At 44.9% G+C, this 21,178-nt stretch carries 14 protein-coding genes; 7 read left to right on the top strand and 7 right to left on the bottom strand.

The annotated features are described in order from the left end of the window. Positions 1–82: 82 nt before the first annotated feature. Complete coding sequence (gene glnS / locus ACXAGP_RS00650; RefSeq protein WP_475258920.1) at positions 83–1,744, top strand: glutamine--tRNA ligase; 1,662 nt, start codon at positions 83–85, stop codon at positions 1,742–1,744. 58 nt (positions 1,745–1,802) lie between these two features. On the opposite strand, the gene ACXAGP_RS00645 is transcribed toward glnS, so the two are convergent. Continuing rightward, positions 1,803–2,546 carry a YciK family oxidoreductase gene (locus ACXAGP_RS00645; protein WP_475258919.1) on the bottom strand — a complete coding sequence of 248 codons (744 nt, stop codon included), beginning with the start codon at positions 2,544–2,546 and terminating at the stop codon, positions 1,803–1,805. A 303-nt stretch (positions 2,547–2,849) separates the two neighbouring features. Between ACXAGP_RS00645 and ACXAGP_RS00640 the strand changes: the two genes are divergently transcribed. Then, positions 2,850–5,441, top strand: a complete 2,592-nt coding sequence (locus ACXAGP_RS00640; RefSeq protein ID WP_475258918.1) for a VolA/Pla-1 family phospholipase — start codon at positions 2,850–2,852, stop codon at positions 5,439–5,441. Between the two features lie 469 nt (positions 5,442–5,910). Here ACXAGP_RS00640 and ACXAGP_RS00635 read toward each other — a convergent pair whose 3' ends face one another. After that, positions 5,911–7,743, bottom strand: coding sequence for a M2 family metallopeptidase (locus ACXAGP_RS00635; protein WP_475258917.1), 1,833 nt, complete (start codon positions 7,741–7,743; stop codon positions 5,911–5,913). A 216-nt stretch (positions 7,744–7,959) separates the two neighbouring features. Here ACXAGP_RS00635 and ACXAGP_RS00630 point away from each other — a divergent pair, with 216 nt between their 5' ends. The 3 genes from ACXAGP_RS00630 to ACXAGP_RS00620 all read left to right on the top strand — a co-directional run bounded on the left by ACXAGP_RS00630 (position 7,960) and on the right by ACXAGP_RS00620 (position 10,579). Continuing rightward, complete coding sequence (locus ACXAGP_RS00630) at positions 7,960–8,571, top strand: TetR/AcrR family transcriptional regulator (RefSeq protein WP_475258916.1); 612 nt, start codon at positions 7,960–7,962, stop codon at positions 8,569–8,571. Next, a complete protein-coding gene (locus ACXAGP_RS00625; RefSeq protein WP_475258915.1) occupies positions 8,568–9,341 on the top strand; it encodes a substrate-binding periplasmic protein in 774 nt (257 codons plus the stop codon). The genes ACXAGP_RS00630 and ACXAGP_RS00625 overlap by 4 nt, the downstream gene beginning before the upstream one ends. 101 nt (positions 9,342–9,442) lie before the next feature. Then, positions 9,443–10,579, top strand: a complete 1,137-nt coding sequence (locus ACXAGP_RS00620; RefSeq protein WP_475258914.1) for a DNA alkylation repair protein — start codon at positions 9,443–9,445, stop codon at positions 10,577–10,579. Between the two features lie 41 nt (positions 10,580–10,620). Here ACXAGP_RS00620 and ACXAGP_RS00615 read toward each other — a convergent pair whose 3' ends face one another. Then, a complete protein-coding gene (locus ACXAGP_RS00615; RefSeq protein ID WP_475258913.1) occupies positions 10,621–10,884 on the bottom strand; it encodes a GrxA family glutaredoxin in 264 nt (87 codons plus the stop codon). 202 nt (positions 10,885–11,086) lie between these two features. Between ACXAGP_RS00615 and nagZ the strand changes: the two genes are divergently transcribed. Both nagZ and ACXAGP_RS00605 read left to right on the top strand, forming a co-directional pair. Further along, on the top strand, positions 11,087–12,094 hold the full coding sequence (gene nagZ / locus ACXAGP_RS00610) for a beta-N-acetylhexosaminidase (RefSeq protein ID WP_475258912.1): 1,008 nt from the start codon (positions 11,087–11,089) through the stop codon (positions 12,092–12,094). Then, on the top strand, positions 12,084–13,463 hold the full coding sequence (locus ACXAGP_RS00605; RefSeq protein ID WP_475258911.1) for an SLC13 family permease: 1,380 nt from the start codon (positions 12,084–12,086) through the stop codon (positions 13,461–13,463). Before nagZ ends, ACXAGP_RS00605 begins: the two co-directional genes overlap by 11 nt. Position 13,464: 1 nt before the next feature. Here the strand turns inward: ACXAGP_RS00605 and ACXAGP_RS00600 are convergent, their stop codons facing one another. Genes ACXAGP_RS00600 through ACXAGP_RS00585 form a run of 4 tightly spaced genes read right to left on the bottom strand, consistent with a single transcriptional unit; the run spans position 13,465 to position 20,929 of the window. Beyond that, positions 13,465–14,910 carry a CsiV family protein gene (locus tag ACXAGP_RS00600; RefSeq protein WP_475258910.1) on the bottom strand — a complete coding sequence of 482 codons (1,446 nt, stop codon included), beginning with the start codon at positions 14,908–14,910 and terminating at the stop codon, positions 13,465–13,467. A 32-nt stretch (positions 14,911–14,942) separates the two neighbouring features. Continuing rightward, a complete protein-coding gene (mfd, locus tag ACXAGP_RS00595; RefSeq protein ID WP_475258909.1) occupies positions 14,943–18,422 on the bottom strand; it encodes a transcription-repair coupling factor in 3,480 nt (1,159 codons plus the stop codon). An 18-nt stretch (positions 18,423–18,440) separates the two neighbouring features. Next, positions 18,441–19,031 carry a PilZ domain-containing protein gene (locus tag ACXAGP_RS00590; protein WP_475259496.1) on the bottom strand — a complete coding sequence of 197 codons (591 nt, stop codon included), beginning with the start codon at positions 19,029–19,031 and terminating at the stop codon, positions 18,441–18,443. A gap of 32 nt (positions 19,032–19,063) precedes the next feature. Then, positions 19,064–20,929 carry a two-component system response regulator gene (locus ACXAGP_RS00585; RefSeq protein ID WP_475258908.1) on the bottom strand — a complete coding sequence of 622 codons (1,866 nt, stop codon included), beginning with the start codon at positions 20,927–20,929 and terminating at the stop codon, positions 19,064–19,066. Between the last annotated feature and the right edge of the window lie 249 nt (positions 20,930–21,178).

The raw sequence follows: 21,178 nt of genomic DNA, 5'->3' as shown, positions 1-21,178 counted from the left end.
TTGAATTATTCCCCTGTAAAATCTGCGTAGAACAACGAATTAGAAACTTTTGGGGCGTTTTAACTTAGTTAGAGGATGACCAATGGCCGAGACAGAAAATCGTCCGACCAATTTTATCAGACAGATCATAGACCGCGACCTGGAGTCGGGTCTACATTCCAGTGTACATACTCGTTTTCCACCAGAGCCGAACGGCTTTTTACATATCGGTCATGCAAAATCGATATGCCTTAACTTCGGTATTGCTGAAGATTACAAGGGCACGTGCAACCTTCGTTTTGACGATACCAACCCTGAGAAAGAAAGCATTGACTATGTTAACGCCATCAAAGAAGACGTTAGCTGGTTGGGATACCACTGGGAAGGTGAGGTTCGCTATTCGTCTGACTATTTCGACAAGTTACACGGTTATGCCGTAGAGCTGATCGAAAAAGGATTAGCTTTTGTTGATTTTTCTTCACAAGAGCAAATTCGCGAAATGCGTGGCACCTTAAAAGCACCTGGCCAACACAGTCCTTATCGCGATACCGACGCGGTCACAAACCTGGCAGAGTTTGACAAGATGACCAAGGGCGAATACCCGGAAGGTCATTGCTGTTTGCGGGCCAAGATTGATATGGCATCGCCGTTTATGTGTATGCGCGATCCGGTGATTTACCGTATCAAATTCGCTAATCACCATCAAACCGGTGAAAAGTGGTGTGTTTATCCAATGTACGATTTCACCCACTGTATATCGGATGCGATTGAGGGCATTTCTCATTCGTTGTGTACTCTGGAGTTTCAGGACAACCGTCGTTTGTACGATTGGGTCATCGACAATATCAGTATTGAAACTCAACCAAGACAGTACGAGTTTTCTCGTTTAAATCTCGAATACACAGTACTGAGCAAGCGTAAACTCATCCAGCTTGTGACAGAAGGTTTTGTGGATGGTTGGGACGATCCGCGGATGCCAACCATTGCCGGTTTGCGCCGCAGAGGATACACGCCTGCGTCTATCAGAGAGTTTTGTAGCCGTATTGGTGTAACTAAAATGGATAATTTGATAGAAATGTCCATGTTAGAGGCCTGTATCCGGGATGAACTCAACGAAGACGCACCTCGTGCTATGGCGGTGTTAGACCCAATAAAAGTGGTTATTGAAAATTACGCCAAGGACGACGGCGAAATATTAAAAGCCGCGAACCATCCAAATAAACCTGAACTGGGTGAGCGTGAATTGGCTTTTGATGGCGAAATCTACATTGAGCGGGATGACTTCCGTGAAGAAGCCAATAAAAAGTACAAGCGACTGGTATTGGGTAAAGAAGTGCGCTTGCGCAATGCTTATGTCATTAAAGCTGAACGAGTGGAAAAAGATGCTGAAGGTAATATTCAGACGATTTATTGCACTTATGATGCCGAAACCTTGGGCAAAGACCCCGCAGATGGACGTAAAGTCAAAGGGGTAATTCATTGGGTTTCTGCAGTGCGCAATAAACCTGCAGAAATTCGACTTTACGATCGGTTGTTTAAGGAAGCGAATGCTGGTGCGATGGAACTAGCAGACGCCTACAACCCAGATTCACTGATTAAACTCGATGGTTTAGTGGAATGCAGTCTGGCAGGTAAAGCGGTCGGTGAAGCCGTGCAATTCGAAAGAACAGGCTATTTTTGTTTAGACAAAGACTCGCAGGAAGACAAGCTGGTGTTTAACCGCACTGTGGCACTGAGAGACACTTGGGCCAAGATTGGCGACTAAACATCACAACAATTTAAAAAGCCTCTTCTGAGGCTTTTTTTATGGCCGCTGGTTTTATTTATTTTGGCTGACAATTCAGAGTTTCACCGGTAACACCGATACTGGCATCAGCCATCAAGTACAGATAAACAGGCATGATATCGGCAGGTGTTTTTAAGTTATCGGGATTTTCCGCTGGAAATGCTTTAGCTCTCATACCTGTTCGCGTGCCACCCGGGTTAATGCAATTAAAACGCATTGTGCTGTTAGAATATTCGTCTGCCAAACACTGCATCATGCCCTCTGTAGCAAACTTGGAGACAGAGTAAGTGCCCCAATAAGCGCGGCCTTTCACACCAACTGAAGAAGAGGTAAACACTACAGATGCATGGGGTGCTTGTTTTAAGACTGGCAGTAACGCCTGAGTCATGAAAAACTGACCATTGAGATTAACTTGCATTACCTGATTAAATTCGGCTTCCGGGATTTGTCCGAAGGGTTGTAACTGTCCCAGTAAACTAGCGTTGTGCAGTAAGCCATCCAATTTACCAAACTGATTTTCGATGGTGCTGGCCATATCTTGATAATGCTTTACTGTGGCACCTTCTAAGTCCAAGGGTATGATGGCCAATTCAGCGTTACTTTGTTGTTCACAAAGGTCATAAGTGGCCTCCAGTTTTGCAATCGTACGTCCCAGTAAAATAACATTGGCCCCATAGCGTGCAAATTGCACCGCTGCCTCTTTGCCAATGCCATCACCTGCGCCAGTAACCAATATGGTTTTACCCGACAAAGCATCAGAATTTGGCTGAAAATCAAGCATATACTTTCCAATTGTAAAAAAAACTGGATTTTAGCACTGACTGTCCTATGTTTGGGATAGTTTATTGATAAAAAGCTTCAATCATTGGTGCAAAGCGGGTAGAGCAGGTGCTCGCTTTTGCTTACTGGCTGATTTACTAACAAAGAGTTAACAAATCTTTGCAAATACTTTTATTTGCCCATAATATTGGGTTAATTGTCACTGGTCGTACAAGTTATGACCAAACATTTACCTGCACACAATTAATGCGGATACTAAACCTACAAGGTTAAACAATAATTAGAATAGGATTTGGGGATACATATGAAAAAACTGCTACTCTGCACCGCGATAGCTGCATCTCTTGGCCTCTCCGGCTGTGGGGGTGGAGGCGAGGACCTGGTTGAGGTCCAGGCACAGACTCCTGTCGATAAGCCTTTTGCACGTATCGTGTTTAATCCACCTTCGACATTCCCGCTGCCTAATGACGCAGCTATGTTACCGGCTACCAGCCTTTTTGATTTTACTATTGAATCAGAAAATCAAACTGCTTTTGACGGTTCCAACCCGCTTGACGCAGTCGGAGCACTAGACGGTTGGTCTACCCAATACCCTATGACCATTGATGTGGACTTGCCTGCCAATATCACCATTCCTTTGGCGTCACTACAAGCGCCTAACGCAATTCATATCTATGAGGCAACTCAAGCACTGGAAGGCACATCTGCTGCATGTCAGGCGATTGCTTCTCAAGTTGCAGCACCAGGTGTTCCCTGTGAGATTGGTGAAAGATTAACGCTAAATGAAGATTATGCTGTTACTTTAAGTGACAGTGATACTATTGCAATTATTCCGTTGCGCCCGCTTAAGCCAGGTCAAGGCTACATGTTAGTGGTAACGGAAGACTTGAAAGATTCCGATGGTCGTCCAGTTCTGGGTTCTACTACATGGGAACTAGCAAGACAAGACATCAACTCCTTACCGCTTTCATCTGCAGATCAGCTACAGTTGCAAGGTTTGGTTAACCTGTTAGTCAACGGTTCCTCTGGCGCAGGCATTCCAATCGAACAAACCAGTTATGCCGCATACATCTCTACCGGCTCTGCGGGTACGGTAACGGCTACGGTTAAGCAATTGCAGGTTGGTCCATTTGCACAGGCATTGGGCACTTTACTTGCTCAAGGTGTTGATTTGGCGACGGCACAAGCGACTGCTGCACAATATTTACCGGTTGTGGCAGTAGGTGATTCACCCCGTGGTGATACTGCATTCGATGTGTTAGGGCCAACACTACTGGGCGCTGAGACTTACGCACAATTTGAAGCTTTAGGTCTTAACTGCGACACCATGCGGGCGGTTCTGACTGGCGATCCTTTAAACCCACTTTACCCAACTGTTGCCAGTGCCTACGGCTCTCTTGCGCCTTTCTGTGCTGCTACGCTGAAAGCAGGGCAAGTGAACTTACCTTACTACTCAAACCCAGAGAATCCTTTGGGTGATTGGTGGCGTAGTGCTTGTACATCAGGTGCAGCGGTTTCTGCCATTGAAGGTTCAGCACCTGGTACGGTTGCAACTTTGATTGCTAACGGTGCAGTAGGCCCGAATAATGAGCTTTGTCAGGCTGCCAGTGGTGGTCAACTTTATGACTTAAACCTGGCTGCAATAGGGATTACTGACCGTCGCCATTTGACTAAATTTGCTCCAGTGCCAGCTGCACAAGGTTCAAATCCAGATGGAACTGAAACAATTGAGGTTCAGGTAACCGTACCTGACGAAGAATTGATCAACTTCCTGGCGACTATCAACCCAGACGAGATCGCTCCGGTAACAAAACCAGCAGCTGGCTGGCCAGTTGTTGTGATCCAGCACGGTATCACGTCTAAGAAAGAAGATGTGTTAGCTGCGGCGGGCACCTTAGCATTAGCTGGTTTTGCAACGGTTGCTATCGACCATCCTCTGCACGGCAGTCGTGGTTTTGAAATTGACGGCCAAACGGTAAATGCTTCAAATGGCTTCGGTGGTTCATCAACGGATTATTTGAATCTGGGTAGCCTGTTGTCTGCTCGTGATAATTTGAGACAAAGTATCGTAGATACTATGGGCTTGCGTCTTGGTTTGAATGCCTGGGTTGATACAACCGGTGAGGCTGACATCGATCCAACTAACGTGCACTTCATGGGGCAAAGCTTAGGTTCTATCACGGGTATTGGTACGGTTGCTACAGCAAATTGGCCAATGAGCGGCGATTTAGAGGCGTTTAACTCTATGTTCGAGTTCAAAACTGCTGGCTTATCTGTACCTGGTGGCGGTATTGCTCAGTTCCTGATTGAGTCTGCTGGTTTCGGTCCTCTTGTTTCTGCAAGCGTGTTGGCTGGCGGTTCCGAGTCGTTCCAGGTTGCTTTAGCTACTTACGCACAAACCAACGGTGTGCCAGTATCACAAGCTTTGATCCCGGCTTACTTACAATATGTGGGTGAAAGAACTGCAGCAGAAGCTGCAGCTGATAATGCCATTATCGGCCAGTTTGCTTTTGCGGCTCAAACCGTAATTGAAGGTGGCGATCCAAATAACTACGCAGCGCGTTTGGCGGCAACCACGCCAGTATTGCTACACGAAGTTGTTGGCGATGGTTCTGAAGGCAGCAGTGATCAGGTTATTCCAAATACCACATCACTACCTACTTCAGGAACTGAGGCCTTGATTCGCTTCTTAGGTTTACCTTCGGTGAGCAGTACGGTTGTTTCACAAACTCCGACCAGCGGTGCTGTGAGATTCGTAGCGGGTGAGCATGGTTCGTTGTTTAACCCAACCTCGAGCGTTGCGGCTACCACTGAAATGCAAATCCAGATGGCAACCTATTTTGCCACTGGTGGTCAAATCATCAGTATCGGTGACGAAACCGTGGTTGCGAACTAAGCATCCTTCCCATTTGTTAAAGCCCGCATCTGAAGCGGGCTTTTTTATGGGTAAAGCAAACTAGACATTGTATTGATTGGAAAGGCTCAACGTTGCTGTCCTTAAGCCGCTCTTCTTTTGATGGGCAAGGTGCATACCCATCCGTGCGCTAACACACCGATACAGATTATTCGATATCAACAACTTGAAGGTCAAAGCACACGAATTAAAATCAGGTCACACCGGATAACCTACCTTGCAAATAAAGGGGGGTCATTGAAGTGACCAGGTCAATGTAGGAAGAGAAATTACAGAGTGAGTGTGAGTCCTTATCCGAAGGAACATGCAAATGTGATTGAATTATCCCTAATCACTATTGATTAGAATACGGCAAAAGAAATGAAAAGACATAAAAAAAGAGACTGATAATTCAGTCTCTTGATTACTCAGGCAGCAGTTTGAGCAAGATTAAAAGCTTGCTCAAATAAGATTACCAACCGCAAGTTCGGTCTTTGTTCTGTTCGTCAAGCCACACTTTAAGTGGAGCGAAGTAGTCCAGTATGGCTGTCGCATCCATTTGTGGCGAACCGGTTAAGGTTTCCAGTGCTTCTTGCCATGTCTTGCTTTGACCCAACTCAAGCATGTTGTTTAGTGCCGTACCGGCTTCTTCGTTACCGTAAATTGAACAACGGTGAACCGGGCCCTCGTCGCCAGCTATTTTACAAAGTTCACGATGGAACTGGAATTGTAGCAGATGGGCAAGGAAGTAGCGCGAATAAGGTGTATTACCAGGTATGTGATATTTAGCACCCGGATCGAATGCATCGGCAGGGCGCTCAACTGGTGCCATAACGCCTTGATACTGCTCCCTTAATTGCCACCAATAATCGTTGTATTGCTCTGGCGTAACATCACCGGAAAATACGCCCCAACGCCACTTGTCTACCAATAACCCAAAGGGTACAAAGGCAATTTTATCCAGCGCTAGTTTTAATAACATGCCAATGTCATTTGAGGCATCTGGGATTTCGTCAATTAGCCCAATTTGCTTCATGTACTTAGGTGTAATGGATAGGGCGATTACGTCACCGATGGCCTCGTGGAAACCATCATTGGCACTGCCACGATAAACCAGAGGTAAATCTTTGTAGGCACGTTGATAAAAGTTATGACCTAGTTCGTGGTGAATAACAGCAAACTCTTCACCGGTTTTTTGGATACACATTTTAATGCGTAAATCTTCTTTATCGTCCAGATTCCAGGCAGAGGCATGACAAACAACATCGCGATCCGCTGGTTGGGTAAACTGTGAGCGTTCCCAAAAGGTTTCTGGTAATGGCTCAAAGCCTAGAGACGTGAAAAAAGCTTCTGCTTGTTTAACCATTTTGATTTCGTCGTAACCATGCTCCTCAAGTGCAGCGGTAACGTCTGTGACCTGCAACTCTTCTTCGGGTTTGACGATATCATAGACATTGCCCCACGTTTGAGCCCACATGTTGCCCAAAAGGTGCGCCGGAATGGGTTGGTCTTGCGGAACAACGTCAGTACCGTATTGCTCACCAAGCTCCGCGCGTACATGACAGTGCAGGGCATCATAGAAGGGTTCGACTTGTCCCCATAACCTGTCCAGTTCTTTTTCAAAAGCATCAGCTTCCATGTCGTACTTACCGCGCCATAGCTCACTGATGTTTTCAAAACCCAACTCTTGGGCCCCTTTGTTCGCTATTTCAACTTGTTCAACGTAAAGGTCTTTCATTGGTGGTGAAACCTGACGCCAGCCTTGCCAGATATCTAACAGCAATTTTTCGTCTCTTTCTGTGGCCATCATGCCGCCCATCTCTGTCAGGCCCCAACACTTGCCTTCTTCAGGGCAATATTGACCGGCACCATACATACCTTCCATGTCGGTACCAATTTGTGCCAGACGTTCAGAATCAGTGGCGTTTCCTGGTGGTGGTAATACTAAGGAGTTGCGCAATAAATCTAACTGGCGACGAGTATCTGGATCAACTTCGACGTTGTTAAACCTGGCTGACTCTTTGGCTAACTCAGACGCTCTACTGGACAATTTTTCGGATAAGTAGGCTGATACCGCAGCGGTGTCCTTGATGATATAGGTTTGATAGGCCCAAGCAGCCTGAGCTGCCGGCGCTTGCAATTTCTCTAATTCTTCTTGTGCGCTTTTTATAAAGGCTTTGGCATCTGCTGCTGTGGGTGCCTTTTCTACCTTATTGTCTTTTTTTGCTGTTTCCGTGGTGTCATTGCATCCTGCTATGCCGAGCGTTGATGCGATGAGTACCGCCAACATCGAGCGATTAATCATGAAGTGTTCCTCATTTCTGTCGTTGTTATTTATTGGTATTAAAAATTGGGTTTATTTTCGCACGACAGTATAGATGCCTGACCGTATGTCAGGCAACTGAGTGCGCTATATTTTAGATAGATAGTGTTATGTAGCTTGAACTTTAATTACAGACCCATTACAGTCCTGAGACACAAAGAATTTATAATTAGAAACGTGTCCACTAAAGAACGCATATTGAACGCTGCAGAACACTTGTTTTGCGATTTCGGTTTTGACAATACTTCTCTTCGAGCTATCACTAGCGAGGCTGATGTCAACCTGGCATCCGTGAATTATCATTTTGGTTCTAAAAAGCAACTTATTCAGGAAGTGCTGGCGCGCTATCTCAGTGTTTTAATGCCTGCTTTGGACCAAAAACTCATTGCCATGCGTGAGTCTGGGGAAGCGACGTCCACTGAAAGTCTGTTTGGTGCATTAGTTGAACCTTTGTTGTCACTTGAAAAGGTCAGGCCAAACGGTACCCGTGTGTTCGTTCAGCTTTTTGCCCGAGCTTATTATGAGTCACAGGGGCACTTAAGACGCTACATTACCAGCCACTTTGCTGCTGAACTTAAACATCTCAACAAAGCGCTGCATTTGGCTGTACCGCATCTTTCGCCTAGTGAGGTGTTCTGGCGCTGGCATTTTGCACTTGGGTCTTGTGTGTTTACTATGATATCCAGTAAAGCACTATCAGAAATCGCAGAAGCTGAATATCAGCAACACATGGTCATTGAAGATTTAATCAGGAAGGTTATCAACTATATTGCTGCAGGATTTAGCGCGCCGTTGACCACAGAAGTATGAGTCGGTTATTAACGCTTTTTATTGTTGTTTTGTTGTCCGGGCAGTTAGCTGCCCAGCAAAACACCGAGCTGAATGTACTGAGCACTAATTACTATCCATATAATTTTCAAAACAATCAGCGCGAACCCGATGGTCATGCAACAAAAATGGTGCAGGCGCTGTTAACCGAAATACGCCGTTCTTCCTCGTTAGCCGTCTCTGATATTGAATTTATGCCTTGGGCACGCACCTATCATCAGGCTGAAACCTCACCCAATACACTGATATTTTCCATTGCAAGAACTCCTGAAAGAGAAGCCAGGTTCACCTGGATTGGCAAGCTACTGCCTATGCCGGTCTATCTTTATAAGAATGCCAGCCGTACTGATGTGGTCTTTGACAAGTTGCAAATAAACGCTGCTTGGGCGGTCGCTGGAGTAAACAATGGTGCGCCCACTAATTGTATAGAAGAAATGGGCTACAGAGTGGTGCACAAAAGTGCAAACTACGAAGTACAGTTTAAAATGCTGGACAAAGGACGGGTTGATTTGATGGTGTTCGACTCAATTTCATTTGCACAGGAAGCTAAGCGACTGGGTTATGCCAGGCAACAATTTGAACCCTTTTTATACTTACCTCAGTGCTCTTACGATCTATATATTGCTCTCAACAAGAATTCAGACTCAAATGTGGTCAAGGCTGTGCAAACTGCCTGGCAAAAACTTTCAGAAGCGGGCACTTTACAGTCTCTCAGAGCGGATTTTGAGGACACCTTTCAACCATTTCATTAATCCTGTAGATAAAGCTGTCGCAGTGCTACTGACACTTTTGGAACAGCTGACTTTTAGAATCAGTGTTTTTTTGAAAGACAGTATTTTTGTGGAAGACAGCCATGCCAGAACCATTTAAAGAGAAATTCAACAAACCCTTAATCACCGGCTTGGCTGAAAAAATACAGGCCCGGTTTCCCGAGTTTGCAATTGTAGATTTTATCAATACGGCAACAAAAGATTTGGAGTCGCTGGAGTTAAAGCAACGCTCCATGCAAATAATGGAAGCTTTGCACCTGTACTTACCAACAGATTTTAATCACTTTGATGAAATAATCAGGAGTATTCTGCACCCTGATGACAACATGGACATGAACCTTGCCCGTGTAGAGAAAGAAGGCATTAGAGGGTGGGCGATTATGCCGTTGGCCGATCTTGTTTCGGTTCGTGCTATCCCTGAACACTTTGACGAGGGCTTGATTCTACTTTCCGAATTAACTAAGCGTTTTAGCGCCGAATTTGCCATCCGCGATTTTATTTTGGCTGATTTACCCAAGGCTTTCGCGGCAATCGTTCGCTGGACCGCGTCTGATAACGAGCATCTGCGCAGACTGGCCAGTGAAGGCGCCAGACCCAGATTACCTTGGGGCAAGCAGTTACCTAATTTAATCAAAGATCCAATGCCGCTAATGCCGATATTAGAAAGCTTAATAGATGACGATTCTGAATACGTCAGACGCTCCGTAGCGAATAACCTCAACGATATTGCCAAGGACAACCCGGGGTTTGTTATCGATTTTGTAGCCCGGCACAATGCTACGGATAACATTCAGCGCATGCGTTTACTGCGTCACGCCTGTCGGACATTAATAAAACAGGGACAACCACAGGTTCTTGCTTTATTTGGTTATACAAGGTTTATGGGTAACACCTCATTGACTTCGGATACAGAGCAGGTTAGTTGGGGAAGCTCTGTATCAATGACTTTAAGTGTGTCTTCAAAGTTTACTAATGAACAAAGTTTGATGATTGACTACGTACTCTGGCACCAAAAAGCCAATGGTAAACTAACGCCAAAGGTTTTTAAGTGGAAGGCAATAGAGCATTGGAATGGAGAGACGTTAACGCTAACCAAAAAGCATTCCTTTAAGCCAGTAACCACCAGAAAATACTACCCGGGTTTGCACAAAGTTCAGGTGCAAATTAACGGCGAAGTGTTTGATGAAGTGTCGTTTACTTTGATGAGCGCCGAGCATTAACATGCGGGGTGTGTCACATCGTTGTGACACACCCATAAGCTTTATTCGTAAAGCCCGAGATTTTCTTTTGCGTAAGCTTCGAACTCAGTAAATCCACCTATGTGATTTTGGTCCAGGAAGATTTGCGGTACGGTTTCTACCGGCTTGCCAACGGTTTTTTCAAGGTCTGCCTTACTGATCCCTTCGGCGTGAATATCAATATAACGATACTTAAAATCGTCTCTTTCGCCAGTAAGCTTTTCTGCTAAGTCTTTTGCTCTCACACAGAAAGGACACCCGTCTCTGCCAAAAATTACTGCGTACATCTTCATCTCCTAAACTCATACTCTTTGAATAACGAAAGTCTAACAGGCAACAAGGATAAATAAAGCCGGAAGAATAGATGTTATTTATCGCTTTTTTGAATTAGTTTTGCTTTTAATCCCCGGGCTAATTGCATTCGGTGATGTGCATCTTTTATAGTGACGGTATTAATAACAACAATAAATCGAATTAATGGGAATTTTAATGTTGGACCTTCCGGGCCAGTCACTCAGCGCGGAAGACAAGGAAATACTGGAACATCCTCTTACTGGTGGTTTAATCTTTTTCACGCGCAACTTTGAAGATCATCTACAAATAGCAGAGTTAACCTCAGAAATCAGAAGCAAAGTGCAAAAACCGTTACTGTTTGCTGTTGATCAGGAAGGTGGTCGAGTGCAACGCTTCAGGCAGGACTTTTCAGCTTTGCCAGCCATGGGAAACATCCTGGAACTTTGTCAGGGAGACATAGATTCGGCCGTTAACTATTGTGAGGCTGTCGCCGAACTTATGGCTTTGGAGATTCAATCCGTCGGTATCGATATTAGTTTTGCTCCTGTGGCAGACATCAACGATATTTCAGACGTTATAGGAGATCGTGGCTTTGCCACTGAAAAATCATCAGTAATCAGGCTGGTTAACGGCTTTTGTCAGGGGATGCGCGCTGCGGGCATGGCAACCACGGGTAAGCATTTCCCAGGGCATGGCAGCGTTAAAGAAGACTCACACATAGCACTGCCGATTGATAATAGAGAAGCCTCAGAAATACTGGATAAAGATTATTGGGTTTTTCAACAGTTAATGTCCCAGGGGGCATTAGACGCAGTGATGCCGGCCCATGTTATTTATCCTGCATTTGATGATCTTCCTGCTGGCTTTTCCAAAATCTGGATACAGCAGCAGTTACGCAAGGAACTGCAATTTAAAGGCGCGGTGTTTTCCGACGACCTAACAATGGAAGGCGCAGTGAAGTCGGGTAGTCCAACTGAGCGAGCACACCTGGCGATAGAGGCAGGATGTGATATGGCACTGATTTGCAATAGTCGCGATACCGCCATTGAAGTTTTAGATAACTATCAAGGTGAGCAAAAAATGAGTCCCGCTATTGCTAAGATGATAATGTCTGCACCTGCTTTTAAAGGACTGAATAGCTGTAAGTCGTCTGAGCGCTGGCAATCACTTCGCGCCAAGTTGGATGAGCTAAATGAACACTAAACAGGCCATCATTCTTGTCGCTCTGATTGTATCGGGTGTTTTAAAATGGTACCTGGATACGTTAGGCGTAACGCCTGAAATCAGCTGGACGGCGTCAATCACGCTGGTGACTGCGGTATTGTGGGTAAGTGAAGCTCTGCCTATTCCTGCTACGTCATTGATCCCATTTGCAGCCTTTCCTGCTGTTGGTGTGTTGTCTCATAAAGAAGCTGCATCAGCGCTAGGTAGTCATGTGATTATATTGCTGATGGGCGCCTTTATGCTTTCAAAAGCCATCGAAAAGTCGGGCGTTCATAAACGCTTTGCTTTGCAAATGCTTAAAATTACCGGCGGCAAAAGCGCTGCGCGACTGGTCCTGGCCTTCATGTTGACCGCAGCTGTTTTGAGTATGTGGATTTCAAATACGGCTACCACATTAATGCTACTGCCCATAGCCCTCGCGATTTTATCCTCTATAGACAATCCACGATTAGCAGCGGCATTATTGTTAGGTATTGCTTATGCAGCAAGTCTTGGAGGTGTTGGTACACCGATAGGCACGCCGCCCAATATTATTTTCATTAGCGTTTACCAGGAATCCCAAGGACAAGAAGTGTCATTTTTACAATGGATGAAAACCGGGATACCTATCGTGGTGATCGCCATCCCGATTATGGCTTTGTGGTTAACCAGAGGGCTGGGGCCTTTAGGCAATGTGACTATTCCTACCTCTGGGCAGTGGAAAGCTGCTGAGCGCCGGGTTTTAGTGGTTTTTGGTTTAGTTGCATTAGCATGGGTGGGGCGTCCGTATTGGTCTGAAGCACTGGGGATAACATCAATAGGGGATAGCACTATCGCGCTAATTGGGGTAGTAACGATGTTTATTGTGCCAAGCGGTGAGCGCGATGCCCAAGGCAAATCCGAAAGTTTACTGGACTGGAAAACGGCTAATGATATCCCTTGGGGCTTATTATTACTTTTTGCGGGCGGTATTTGCATTGCGAAAGCCTTTACCGCTTCTGGCCTAAGTCAGAAAATGGGAGACTTACTGAGCTTTCTACAGGACGTTCCGTTGCCGGTGCTCATCCTTTCGATTTGTTTATTTGTCACATTCTTAACGGAAATTACCTCAAATACCGCAACAGCCACACTGTTAATGCCTATTTTGGCGTTAAGCGGCATGGCAATGGGCATAGAACCCGCGCTATTGATGATCCCGGCAGCAATCTCGGCAAGCTGTGCGTTTATGTTACCAGTAGCTACCGCGCCAAACGCGATAGTTTACGGCACGGATAAGTTTCCCATCAAAACTATGGCCAGAGAGGGCTTTGTGTTGAACGTATTAGTAGCCTTTGTCGTTTCTGGTGTAAGTTATCTTACGTTGCAATAGCTTATTCTGATAAATCGGTCTCAGGTGGTTCAGGGCGTTGATAACGGCGTATCTGAACTACCATTCCAAATAATGGATGATCAAAATAGTGCAACTCTGTGCTGATCATTCTGCGCAATTGGTCGAAGTGAAAGGTTTGTAAAAAGTTGGGCGCTGGCGAAATTGCATTGCTAGCGATAGATGTGTCTGTGCTTGTTTGCGCACCCTCTGCAGCTTCTTGCTCCTGCCAGTCAATATAAACGGGTGCCCGGAAGTTTAAATCGCTATCCAGGTGCAAATAGGGGGTGCGGCCTAAATATTCGATGAATATTTTTAATCTGCCATCGAGCTCCCACACTTCGTTTTGTACTGAATTTAATGGTGATGCCCGCAAGTCTAACAACTGCTGCGGCATCAAGCTTCTTTGACTGTTTTCTGCAACATTGGCATCCAGTATGGCTTTGATCTGTTCAAACAGTGTTTTGGTTTCAGTCTCGCTACTACTGTCCTGAGCTTCCAGAGGCAATCCGGCAAAACTATATTCTTTGCTGTAGTTTTTGCCAGCCACCAGTCGATACCAAGGAGCGTTCTCTCTTCCGACGATGACATTTTGGCGCCAGGCAGTATGTAACAATACGTTTAACCCCCTGGTTCTATTGATATCCCTGCGCAGCTTATTAAGTTGCAGCTGCTCTGCTGGCAGGGCATAAGCAACTTCTGAATAGGGCTGCTCTATACCATCGATGACAGAAGGGATTTCTGGTAAAAAAGCGTAGTTGCGTAGTTTGTCAATTTCAGGAACCCTGAACAAGGATTGCTCAGCGGGCCATTGACAATAAAGCGTCTCTGGTAGTTCTACTAACTCAGCGTTTTGCTCATGAGAATTTGTCTGTTGCTGGTAATAAACAGAGGGGGTGTATTGGGTTTTCCAGTCACTGTATTCAGTGTTTAAATCAGTGAGAAAAGTGTCTATTCGTTGTTGCCAGATCTCAGAGGGCTTATTTTCCACTATCCACGCAGGCTGCGACAACAAGCTTGAACTCAATAACGCCTCGGATATGCCAGTCTCTGCACTTTCAAGTTCCTTTGCCAAATCATGCAGATTGGAGACATCCAGGAGTTTTGGGTATTTTGCCGTTTGTGCAGGTAAGGGCGGAGAGTCATCCTCTGCTAAACAGGTTTTGGCACCTTGCCGTAAAAGGTCAAAATCTGGCAACAGGGCTGCTGTGATAAAATCTGGCAAGTCATCAGTTGCTATGTGGGGGGCTTCCAGTGGAAATTGCTCCTCAATTTCATCAGGGCTAACTGCTCTCTCAAATACAATGGTTTCTATTTCAAACCACCAAGGATCCTGATCGCGCGGCTGTGCCGCTTGCACTTCCAAAGTGGCCACAACCAATAAACCAAGCAAGCATTTAAAGGTATTTCCCCTGCGCAATTTTTCTTCCTGATAGTGTGTTTTTGACATTCTAAACGAACAGTTTGATGTTACCCAGCTGCTTAAGCAACTTTTTGTTGCCGATTAAAATCATTAACCAGTCCCTCAACAAACGCCAGCCGCTGAATAGCATCTGTCGTTGCTTTCATGAATTTGAGCTTCTGTGGCCCATCAAAACGATATACATCGGGTTTTGATTGAATTAACTGGATTATAAAGCCTGGATCAACATTCGTCTGCTCACCAAACTCCACGAAACCACCTTGTGCATTGGCATCTATCTTTTGGATGCCGATATTTTTGGCTTTCAATTTAAGCTCATGAACTTTGAACAAGTTCTTGGTGGCCTGCGGTAACATGCCAAAGCGATCAATCAATTCCACCTGAATGTCTTTCAGGGCCGTTTTGTCTTTACAAGATGCAATTTTCTTATACATAGACAGGCGAATGTTAACGTCTGCTATGTAATCTTCTGGAAGCAGTGTAGGTAATCGCAATTCAACTTCAGTATGTTGCGCCATAAGATTGTTTAATGACGGCTGCTTACCGGCTTTAAGTGCTTCTACAGCTTCTTCCAGCATCTCCATATACAAACTGAATCCTACTGTGGTAATTTGCCCGGATTGCTCTTCGCCAAGGAGTTCACCTGCGCCACGGATTTCTAAATCGTGGGTGGCCAATTCAAAACCAGCGCCGAGATTGTCTGATTGGGCAATGGCCTCAAGACGTTTGGTGGCGTCTTTGGTCATGCGTTTTGGATGCGGCGTAAGCAGATAGGCATAAGCCTGGTGGTGAGAACGACCGACACGGCCACGCAACTGATGCAGTTGGGCCAGGCCCAGATGATCAGCTCTGTCCATGATAATAGTGTTTGCCGACGGGATATCGATACCTGTCTCGATAATGGTGGTACACACCAGTACATTAAAACGCTGGTGATAGAAGTCAGACATGACCCGTTCCAGTTCTTTTTCCCGCATCTGACCATGCGCCACAGCAACTTTAGCTTCTGGCACTATTTCAGATATTTCACTGGCTGTTCTTTCAATACTTTCTACTTCGTTATGTAGAAAATAGACTTGTCCACCGCGCAAAATTTCGCGCATCACAGCTTCCCGGATCAAGGCCTTATCCCGCTGTTTAACAAAGGTTTTTATGGCAAGTCGCTTTGCTGGCGGTGTCGCTATAATCGACAGGTCTCGCATGCCACTTAAGGCCATGTTAAGAGTTCGTGGTATTGGTGTCGCAGTGAGAGTTAAAATATCCACTTCCGCCCGTAAGCTTTTGATTTTTTCTTTTTGTTGTACACCGAAGCGATGTTCTTCATCGATAATTAATAAGCCCAAGTCTGCGAATTTGACATCCTTTTGGATCAGCTTGTGGGTTCCAATTACGATATCTACCTTACCTTCAGCAATGCCCGCCAATACTTGTTTTTGCTCTTTACTGGTATTAAAACGCGACATGACTTCTATTTGAAAAGGCCATTGGCTCATTCTGTCTCTGAAGTTTTCGTAATGCTGTTGTGCAAGCAGGGTTGTAGGCACTAATACTGCAACTTGTTTTCCCTGACTTGCAGCGATAAATGCAGCCCGCATGGCAACTTCCGTTTTACCAAAACCTACATCACCGCAAACCAATCTGTCCATGGCTTTGGCTGAGCCCATATCATTAATGACGGCATTAATGGCTTGCTGCTGGTCATCGGTTTCTTCGAACGGAAAGCTGTCTGCAAACTGGCGATAGTCCTGCCAGTCTATTTTGCAGGCTTGACCAGGTTTAGCTTCTCGTTGTGCGTAAACCTCCAACAATTGAGCGGCTACGTCACGCACTTTTTCGGCCGCTTTTTGTCGCGCTTTACTCCACGTATCTGTGCCTAGATTATGTAATGGGGCTTGTTCGTTACCACCACTGTAGCGGCTGATCAGGTGTAGCGATGCAACAGGAACGTATAACTTTGACTGTTTAGCATATTCAATGGTGAGATATTCAGTAGTAACACCACCGGCATCCAAGGTTTGTAGGCCCAAATAACGACCAACACCGTGTTCAATATGCACCACAGGTTGTCCGGGCTGCAACTCTGCCAGGTTTCGGATTACCGCTGACTCATCTGTTGCCGTATGCTTTTTACGCAATCGTCGTTGGCTGACTTTTTGGCCTAATAATTCAGTTTCGGTAATAAACGCCAATGAGCCATCTGAACCTTCGATAACAAAACTATTATCGACATAACCTATGCAGATACCGACAGACTCATGAGCACTTAAAAAGGCATCTGTGTGGTTAAAGGAAATCGGCTTAATTTCAGCTTCAGCTAATAACTCCAGTAAGGCTTCTTTGCGACCAGCAGTCTCAGCACAAAACAACACCTTTGTGCCATTCTCTTGCCAGGTTTTTAATTGTGCTTTTAAATTGGCAAAGGGAGTTTTCAGTTGTGCGTTGATAGCAATGTCAGGAATTTTTTCAACCAGGTACTCTACAACGCCGCTTTTGTTATCTGCGGCATCATGGCTGAGGTTGATCCTGGGCCACTGTTTTATTTCGTGGTTTAGTTCTTCCACGCGAAGAAATAAATCTTCGGGTGGCAATAAGGGTTTTAATGGATCCCATCGATGTTGTTCGTATCTGGCACCCACATCAGCAAGGAAAAAGTCCATAGCCTGATTGATATCACCTTGTGTTACGAACAAGGTTTCCTGGCTAATATAATCAAAAATACTGGCGGTATGTTCGAAGAAAAGAGGCAGATAATATTCAATCCCAGCAGGCATGACGCCGGAACTAACATCGTGGAAAATGGAACCCTTGCCTAAAGCTGCATCAAAACGGTTTTTGTAATTTTCCTTAAATTGCTCAATGCCCTGTTTGTTGATGGGAAATTCATGGGCTGGTAACAAACGGATATCGTTTTGCTTTTCACCAGAACGTTGTGAATCTGGATCAAACTCGCGAATACTTTCAATTTCGTCATCAAATAAATCCAGACGCAGGGGCTTGGAGGTACCCATCGGGTACAAGTCAATTATGCTGCCCCGAACTGAAAATTCCCCGTGCTCCATCACTTGATTTACCGCACTATATCCAGCTCTGTTAAGACGATTGCGGAATGCTTCAATGTCCAGTTTTTGACCTTGTTTTAGAAACAGAACATATTTCCCAAGATATTCTACAGGGGCTATTTTTTGCAGTAGGGTAGTCACTGGCAGTATGTAGATATCTTTACCCGGTTGGGTCAATTCATACAGGGTTTCAAGGCGCTGAGATATGATGTCTTGATGCGGTGAAAATGAATCATAAGCGAGGGTTTCCCAATCGGGAAAGACACTTACTCGAATATCACTGTGTTTGATAAAGTGCTTAATCTCTCGTTCCAGCTTTAGCGCCGCTGGAGAGTCTGAGGTAACCACAATAATTCGTTTATCAGTTTGCAGTGCGGTGTTCGCGATAGCCAGAGCAGGGGAGCTGCCAGATAGATTACACCAGTAACGCTGTTCACCAGCTTTAACTGGTAGCTGGGGAGAGAAAATTGTATTTTGCATTTGATTTTTAGCAGGTAACTACTTAGCTTGTTCGTTTCGTTTCTTGAGATGTCGCGTTTGAAGATGCAGGCTGGATCGAACCAGAAGTTCCTGATCTTGCTCTCTTATTCGGTTGAGTAACAATGCGACTCGATAATGCTCTTCGTCTATTGACTCACATTGGATCACTTCAGCATAACAAAAAACCGCGCAAGCTTCTTCTTCGATAAATATTTTAACTTGATAAACCTCACCGGGTGTCATTTGCGTGGTACTTTTAATGGCAAGTCCTGCACCACCAAATTCGATCGTGGTAAAGCGCTCTTCTTCGTTGTCTTGCTGATGCAAGATATAGGACATCATGAGATCGATTTTGCGCGATTGATGATTTAAAAAGTCCGCTAATTCCCTGGCGTGTTCACCTAAGTGCCTCAAGGGTCTAAGTGCTTTTGTTTCTATGTCAGCCAGCTCACTTGCCATTCTGAATGCGTAGGGCATGTGGTGGCCCAAGTCGCTCAGCTCTGGTAATTCAAAGTCCTCTGGCATGAGCGATAAGTTTACTTTCAGCGCATGTTTGATGGTGAAATATTCGTGATACTGTTCTAGCTTTTGTTGCAAAATTTCACTCATATCAATCAAATTATGTTCCTGCTGTTCACACCTTAGTGCTGACGTTTTATCAGATTTTCAAGAGCTTCTGGCTTGTGCAACAAAAATCCCTGGGCGTAATCAACTTCTATTTCCTTCAGTACTTTTAGCATCGCGTCGGTTTCTACCGCTTCAGCGATCACCTGCATGTTGTTTTCGCGTGCTATGGCAACAATGGATTCCACCATCATGCGGCTGATCTTTTCTGAACCAATCTTGTGAATAAAGCTACCGTCTATTTTTACGTATTGAACATCCAGGTCTCGTAAAAATCCGTAAGAGGATGTGCCAGTACCAAAGTCATCGAGGGCGAAAGTACAGCCAAGATTTTTGAGTCGCTCGATAAAGCGTCGGGTGGCATTGAGGTTTGTCAGCGCCGATGATTCGTTGATTTCAAAGCATAGTTTACTGGCATCAATACCACTTTGCTGGATGGTATCATAAGCTTGTTCAACAAAACTGGCTTTGTATACTGATTCACCAGAAATGTTCAGTGCTAGTTGGCCTGAAAAGTCGGGGTTTTGATTGATCATTTCACATGTTTTAGACAGCACTTTGTGATCTATGGCAGATATTAAGTGATATTGCTCTGCAATATTAATAAATTGTCCCGGTTGGATTAAGTCTGAGCCACTGCTTTGCATGCGCAACAATACTTCGAATTTGGCGCGTTGTGAGGAGTTAGTGGTATAAATACCTTGCCCGAACAGAGTAAATTTGTCCTGTTCGATGGACTGTTGGATGACCGGTACCCACCTTACTGCGCGTGTATTATTGCGCACGGTTTCTTTTTCCTGCTCGTAGATGAGCAGTTCACCACCGCCTTGAGATTTAGATTCAAAACAGAGCCTCTCTGCGACACTCATTATGTGGTTAGCGTCCTGGAATTCGGCGTTGAGCTCCACCAGTCCCATACTAACGTTGATAAACAGATGCTCTTTTTCCCAATCAAAATGCATATCGTTGATGGCTTTGCGGATAGCAATTGCCCGGAGTTTCGCTGTTTCAATGTCTTTGCTGTTGTAGATAATGGAAAATTCGTCACCGCCCATACGTGCGATAACTTCTTCTTCCAGGGTTATTTTCTTCAGCAATTCAGCGAGATTTCTGATGAGTTGGTCACCTGCCGCATGACCACAGGTATCGTTTATGACTTTGAACTGGTCGACATCGATGTAAAGATAAAAAAGCGTAAAGTCTTCTAGCATCTGACTTTCCAGCAATTTGAAATCCAGCTGCTCTTCCATGGCAATTCTGTTGAGCAAACTACTGGTCATGTCGTAGCGAGAAAGTTGCTCTAATTTATTTTGCAGTTTTTGACGCTCTGCGATTTCTTCAGTCAATTTTTGATTGGACAGCGCCAGTTCTCGAGTGCGCTCTTTTACTTGTTCTTCCAGACTGCCGGTAATTTTTTCCAAAGCTGCATTGGTATCGGCCAAGGTATTTAGCAATAAACTAATTCGTACATGCACATTAACACGCGCCAATACCTCATGGGTATTGAAGGGTTTTACAATGTAATCTACGCCACCTAGCTCAAAGGCTTTGTTGATGTCTGTTTTGCTGCCTGTTAAAAATATTATTGGGATTTTACTGGTATTAGGATCAGTTTGCAGACGCTGGCAAACTTCAAGGCCGCTCATGCCTGGCATATTGATATCAAGAATAATAAGCTCTGGACAGAACTCGGTAACTGCCATTAAGGCTGATTCGCCATCTTCAACTGGAAAGACATTATGACCATAGTATTCGAGGGTATGAGTAATGGTCTCTAAATTTATCTGATCGTCATCCACCACCAAAATTTTGGCGAAATCACGGGTATCTGGAAAATCATCTTCGTGCATTACCGCACCTTTCATATAAAGCTGATCGTTCAATTAACGATACCTAAACTCCGGTAGGTCAATTGACTTGTTGGACACTTAGTGCTGTTAGTATCGCCTAAGTTTAGGTTATTTAAAAAGAATTTTTATAGTAATACCAATTCCAATGAACATTTGCACACTCAGCGCAGCTTCTGAGACATTAGTTCGAGACGTGCGAATGAGAGAATACTGGTGGTCTTGTGAACTTCGCACAACAAAGAAATAATGTTTCTGAGGCGCGTCTTCGATGGGGCTGAAAAG

It is taken from the genome of Planctobacterium sp. AWM4_229 (genome assembly GCF_056160305.1).
Note: the sequence above shows the minus strand (reverse complement) of the source record. Positions and strands in the feature narration are given on the sequence as shown.